The organism is Mesorhizobium sp. Root552, assembly GCF_001427285.1.
GTDB lineage: Bacteria > Pseudomonadota > Alphaproteobacteria > Rhizobiales > Rhizobiaceae > Mesorhizobium.
Genome location: NZ_LMFV01000046.1, coordinates 1 through 5,493, shown reverse-complemented (window position 1 = coordinate 5,493; position 5,493 = coordinate 1). Strand labels below are relative to the sequence as shown.

General features: G+C 59.3%; 6 protein-coding genes and 1 pseudogene. 5 read left to right on the top strand and 2 right to left on the bottom strand.

Annotated elements, in window-relative coordinates:
- Together ASD50_RS17475 and ASD50_RS17470 are read left to right on the top strand one after the other, a co-directional pair.
- Positions 1-297 (top strand): annotated as a pseudogene (locus ASD50_RS17475) (tetratricopeptide repeat protein); the annotation flags it as partial.
- A gap of 154 nt (positions 298-451) precedes the next feature.
- Entirely contained in the window at positions 452-712 is a 261-nt protein-coding gene (locus tag ASD50_RS17470) for a hypothetical protein (RefSeq protein WP_056243904.1), read from the top strand.
- Between the two features lie 217 nt (positions 713-929).
- Here ASD50_RS17470 and ASD50_RS17465 read toward each other — a convergent pair whose 3' ends face one another.
- On the bottom strand, positions 930-1,214 hold the full coding sequence (locus tag ASD50_RS17465) for a DUF4242 domain-containing protein (protein WP_082549720.1): 285 nt from the start codon (positions 1,212-1,214) through the stop codon (positions 930-932).
- A 105-nt stretch (positions 1,215-1,319) separates the two neighbouring features.
- On the opposite strand from ASD50_RS17465, the gene ASD50_RS17460 reads away from it, so the two are divergent.
- The 3 genes from ASD50_RS17460 to ASD50_RS17450 all read left to right on the top strand — a co-directional run bounded on the left by ASD50_RS17460 (position 1,320) and on the right by ASD50_RS17450 (position 4,070).
- The gene (locus ASD50_RS17460; protein ID WP_056243901.1) at positions 1,320-2,270 is read left to right on the top strand and encodes a LysR family transcriptional regulator; all 951 of its coding nucleotides are present in this window, start codon (positions 1,320-1,322) and stop codon (positions 2,268-2,270) included.
- A gap of 262 nt (positions 2,271-2,532) precedes the next feature.
- Positions 2,533-3,450: a GAF domain-containing protein gene (locus tag ASD50_RS17455; RefSeq protein ID WP_056243897.1), complete on the top strand. Its 918-nt coding sequence runs from the start codon at positions 2,533-2,535 to the stop codon at positions 3,448-3,450.
- Positions 3,450-4,070 (top strand): sensor histidine kinase, encoded by a 621-nt coding sequence (locus ASD50_RS17450; protein WP_056243894.1) that lies wholly within the window; start codon positions 3,450-3,452, stop codon positions 4,068-4,070. Before ASD50_RS17455 ends, ASD50_RS17450 begins: the two co-directional genes overlap by 1 nt.
- A 240-nt stretch (positions 4,071-4,310) precedes the next feature.
- Here ASD50_RS17450 and ASD50_RS17445 read toward each other — a convergent pair whose 3' ends face one another.
- Positions 4,311-5,084: an SDR family oxidoreductase gene (locus ASD50_RS17445; protein ID WP_056243891.1), complete on the bottom strand. Its 774-nt coding sequence runs from the start codon at positions 5,082-5,084 to the stop codon at positions 4,311-4,313.
- Positions 5,085-5,493: the final 409 nt, after the last annotated feature.

Sequence of the window (5,493 nt, the reverse complement as noted above, 5' to 3'; positions counted from 1 at the left end):
CCGCCGGGTTGGTACTACTGGGACCTCGGGTTCGCGTACTATGCTGCTGGCCGCTATACCCAGGCTGTCAGGGTTCTCCGCAAGGAAGAGGTTGGCCGGCTACCGGCAAAACGCATCCTCGCCGCAAGCTTGGCGCAACTCGGTAAACTCACCGAAGCCCACGAGGAAGCCTGCCGGTTCCTCGAGATCAATCCCGGCTTCCTGGCGTCTCGTTGGGCAGCTACGCAGCCATTTACGCGCGATGAGGACCGGCAGCATTTCCTCGACGGCTACATCAAGGCGGGTCTGCCGCTTTAGCGTCTGCGACACCCCTCCGGCGCACGCAGTCGGCATTAGTCTAGCCGCTCTACAAGCGATTGTTTCGATCTTCCATCGCCGCTGTCTCGTGCTCTCGCCTCCCGAGGGCAATTACCTATGCCTTTGCCGTTGCCAACCCCGACGAGGCGGTACGATGCTGGTCGGGGCCAACAAAGACATGCTCACCGATCCCGTCTTCGTCCGCGCTTCCATGAGGGCGCTCGTTGAGCGAAACTATTTCGCCCGCCGGACGGGTGTCAATCAGCACGGAATGGGGACCCTGGATCGGCGCGCAAAAGGGGCTCTGACGCATTCTCGCTGCGGCCACATCCACCTCGTAAAAGTGGATGTTGAATCATTGGACACCGCCGCCGTCACATCACAATCGATTCATCAATCGCAGGACGTGCTCTAGATGTAATCACGCCTCATCTATGGGTAGCCTGCGTACGCCGCCAATGAACGATAGCTTTGCGCCCCCAAACTCGCCGCTCAGAACGGACAGTCCATCGGCTAGAAGCCGACATTCCCAGGAATCCAGACCGGGATGGTTGTGTCAGTTGCAGCCGTGGCTGAGGCAGGTGGGATTGCCGGAGCGTTGAAGCTCCGGCATGGGGTGAAACCCGCTCAGCTCAATTGTTGGCGGTCAGCGGATCGATGATCCGCGATACCTCGGTAATCTTAGAGACCGGGATACCGCTGAGTTCGGCGTGCCGGTGGATGGCTGCCTCGTTCGCCGCGAGATAGATGCAGAACGTCTTGTCATCGGCGACGTAGCTGTGCTGCCACTGCACGTCGCCGCCGATCTGACTGATCGCCTGGTTCGAGGCGCGCGACGCCCCGCACAGTTCGACGACCGACATTCCACCAATACCGGGGATATCACGCTCGATCACGTAGCGCTTCATTTGTGCCATTGCCGTTCCTCCCATTGCTCGCTTGTCGCACCATTCTGGGAGAACTGGAATCCTTTGCAACGCAAACAAACTATCCATAGCGAAAGATAAGCTTTATCAGAACTTATGGCGTCGATTACGCATCTGCGCTCCTTCCAAGCGCTTGAGGCCGTGTTCCGGACCGGCTCCCTCCGCGGTGCCGCGCGTGAACTGTCGGTGACGCCGGCGGCGATAGGCCAGCGGATCAAGGCGCTGGAGGACTATCTCGGCCTGGAACTGCTGCTGCGTGGACGAACCGGCATCAGGCCGTCCCGGGAACTGCTGGAGGCCATGCCGCATCTCACCGCCGCGTTCGAACAACTGGGCGCGGCGGCTGAGCGTCTCGAAATCCATCGAGGCGACGAGATCCACGTCATTGCCGACACTGACCTGGCCGAATTGTGGCTGGCGCCGCGGCTCGAAGCCTATCGAATGACCATTCCTAATACACATTTCTGCATCAACGGCATCGGCGATGCGCGCCTGCGACTTGGAAAGGCAGACTGTGAGATCAGGTTTTCCGAGATCTCGGGTGAAGGGAATGAGGTCGTCCTGTTTCGGGACTATCTCGTTCCGCTTTCTTCGCGCGAGAATGCGCGGCGGATCGACGCCTTGCCCTCGGAACGTCGGCTGGAAGGATTCCCGCTGCTTCATCTCGATTGCTATCACGGCGATCCCGACGCAATCGGCTGGCCGGACTGGATCGCGCGTTTCGGCCACCGCACATCCGATCCCAGGCGCGGTATCCGCTATCAGCGGATCGCGCACGCGCTGGAAGCAGTGCGCTCGGATGCCGGCCTCGTGTTGTCCGGTTATGGTCTGCTGCGGAAGCTCATCCATGACGACACATTCTGCCTGCCGTTTGACGCCGCGAAGGGCGCATGGACTAGCCACGGCTACGTAGCGGTCTTCAGGCAATCATCCCTAAGACGTCGCCAGGTCGTCCGCTTCAGGGATTGGCTGGTCGCCGAAGGCCGGGAAACACAGCGTTTGCTCAACGAACTCACAACGGGTCCATCTCCCGTTGACGCGCATTGACATCCCCAGCCCCTGCGCAGTGCCTGCCGTTCGGAAGGTTCTGCGCGAAGTCGGTACGCTGCCCAGAGCCCAACAATCGCGGCATCAGCGCGGACCATCGCCAGCCCATACCAAAGGGCTACATGGTTCGCTGAACCCGTCGCGGTCCCCAAGTCGCACAGTCTCAGACCGGAGCGTTCAGGGACGATCATCTGCAACGCAAAGCGACGCTTGCAGAAAGACCTGTAATGCATATTGTTTCCGCTTCAGCGGGGGTAAGCCTATGCCCCAGCCGGGCACCCGGGTATTTCATCGGCTACCCGTCTATACGGTCGAGCCGAACACCGCCAAGGCAGTTGGACTTGGCGCCATCTGCGCCGTGGCAGCGCTCGCCTTCCGGTACAGTATCGGCCTGCTCGATCCCTCGGTTCCTCCGTTCGCCACCTTCCTGGTGGCCTCGATGGTTACGGCAATTCTTGCTGGTGCAGCCGCAGGCTTCGCTTGCGCACTTCTTGGATTTCTTTTGGCTTGGGTCACGTTCGAGCGTCAACTCCCGGACGCTTTCGGCTGGGGTGGCATTGCTCAATATGTGATCGCTGCTGCGGTGACGATTTGGATTGCCGACGAGTATCGACGCCTGCTGAGGAGAGTTCAGGACCGGGAGAAGGCTACTGCGCGACAGATGGGCCTGGTCGAAGCCGAAAACCGGACGCTTACTCTCGTCGCGGCAGACAAGCCTTTTACCGAGACGCTGGCTAGTCTGGTGCGCACAATCGAGGAGTATTCCGACCAACGCGTTTTGGCGTCGGTCCTACTGCTCGATCCCGATGGCGAGCATCTGCGCCATTGTTCAGCTCCCAGCCTTCCCGACGAATACAACGACGCTATCGATGGCCTTCGGATCGGCCCGGAGGTTGGATCCTGCGGAACAGCCGCGTTCATGGCCAAGCCTGTCTACGTAGCGGACATCGACGCTGACCCTTTGTGGCGTGAATATCGCGATCTTGCAAAGCGACATGGTCTACGCGCCTGCTGGTCGACGCCGATCATGTCGCGCATGAACACGGTGCTTGGTACGTTCGCCCTCTACCACCTCGAGCCTCGCGCGCCTGAGCCGCATGACATCGAGATCGTAACACTACTCGTCAAGATTGCCGCGCTTGCCATCGAACGTGAGGGCGGGAGCAGAGGTTGCTGCTGATGCAGGAGCTATCGCACCGGGTGAAGAACTCTCTCGCGGTCGTGAGTGCAATCGCGTCCAGCACGATACGCCCACATGTGGAGAAATCGAGGTATGAAAATTTCCAGCAGCGGCTCACGGCGTTGGCTCAAGTTCAATCGCTGCTCATCCAGACCAACTGGGAGGGCATCGATATCCTCGACCTCGTCAAGAATGTGGCCACTAGCCCATTCAAGAGCGGAGACGAACGCATTCATTTTCAAGGTCCGCCTCTTCGGTTGCCCGCTGCACTGACTCTGCCTTTCGCACTTTCCATCCACGAGCTGTGCACCAACGCTTCGAAGTATGGGTCTCTAAGCAGCGATGCCGGAAGGGTGACGGTCGACTGGGGCTTCGAGATCGATGATGGAACGGAGCGCTTCGTGCTCAGATGGATTGAACGCGATGGTCCCCCGGTCTCCGAGCCGAAACAAAAGGGGTTTGGTTCGCGGATGATAAGATCCGCATTCGCTCAAAGTGTAGGGGGCGACGCCGAATGGCACTATCGTACTCAGGGGGTGGAATGCGAAATACGTATACCCGCAACCGCACTTGCGCCTTCCGGATCAGCCACTTCATCGCCTCATGCCGAGGTTCGCTAAGAAGTCGCTCTTGGGAACTTGCCTGTAGATCAGCGGGCTGACAGCGCTTCTCACAAAGGGACCCAATGCGGGCGGAGATCGCAGGACTGAGCAGGCCCCTAGACGGGGGAACGCGATCCGATCTATCGAGCTCCCAAGAGGAGCAGCGCTGCTCCGACCATTGTCGTTAGCAAGGGGCCGAGCCGCTCTCGGTGCCTTGGAGAGACCAGTCGACTTTGCCGTTGATCATGGCGTTGGGGCTCAGTAGGCGCGAGTGAAGCCACCATCATGCAATATGTTAAGGCCGGTCATGTGGTCGCTGAACGACGAAAGCAGACCCTCGACAGCAACGGCCACCTCGGAAGGCTCGCCGTACTTGCGAAGCGGCACGTTATCGGTTTCGGTATTTAGCCAATCGTCGAAACTCTGCCCCGCAGCTGCCGCCCGTCTGGCAATTGAATCACGGTAGACGGGCGTTAATGTTCCGCCGAGGGATAGCGTATTGATGTGGATGTTGCGGGCTCCCAACGCGAACGCCAATGTCTTTGCCTCACCCAGCCAGGCGGTGCGTATAACGTTGCTTGTAGCGTAGTGTCCAAGAACCTGTGCGGACGAAATGCCTGAAATAATCACAATCTTGGCGCGTTGCCCGCTGGCCACGTCGGGTCGCATCCGCGAAATGGCCGCTTTGAGCGTGGCTAGCGGGCCGATGAAGCTGGCCTGGAAAAGGGTTCGCCAAACTTCGGGGTCAGGCAACGGATCGTTCGCGGCATGAGGCTGCGGCGGCATGAGCACGGCTCCGTCCAGCTTCACGTCAAGGCTTTCAAGCCGTTCTGAAAACGTCGCGACCGACTGGTCCGACGCCATGTCGACGGCGATCACCCGGTGTACCTCGCCCGGCAAGGACCTTTGGAGCGACGAGAGGCGGTCAATGTCTCGCGCGGCAAGAACAAGCTGGTGCCCGGAATTAGCGAGGCGTTGACTCACCGCCGACCCGATGCCCCCGCTTGCACCCGTGATCAGAAAGGTCGACACCTACGGTCTCCTGCTGGACGCGTGTAGCGGATAAAGTCATCCGAGTAATAAAAACTGTCAATTCCCTTCATGTCGGCAGCTTCGGCAGCAACTGTTTGCTTGCGCCAGGAAGGGCGGCTTTCTGGAACTCATTCAGGACCCTGGAACGACTACAATGAAGTCGTTGGCCGAACGTCGGCTTTCTCAGTTTCTGAGCCAGGACCGGACGGTCAGCAGACGGCCCCGATCCAGTCATTTGATAAATCTAGCTGTAAGGTCGCTGACTTGCGTTCGGTGAATGGCGACAACCGACAACACGGGGCTCCGTGGGCATTTCTACATTAATACACGCTAAGGGAATTTGAAGTTGTTTGGATTGAAGCGGTTAGCCCGGATTGGCCTGAAGCGTTCGAGGGGTCGGTCAATTTCG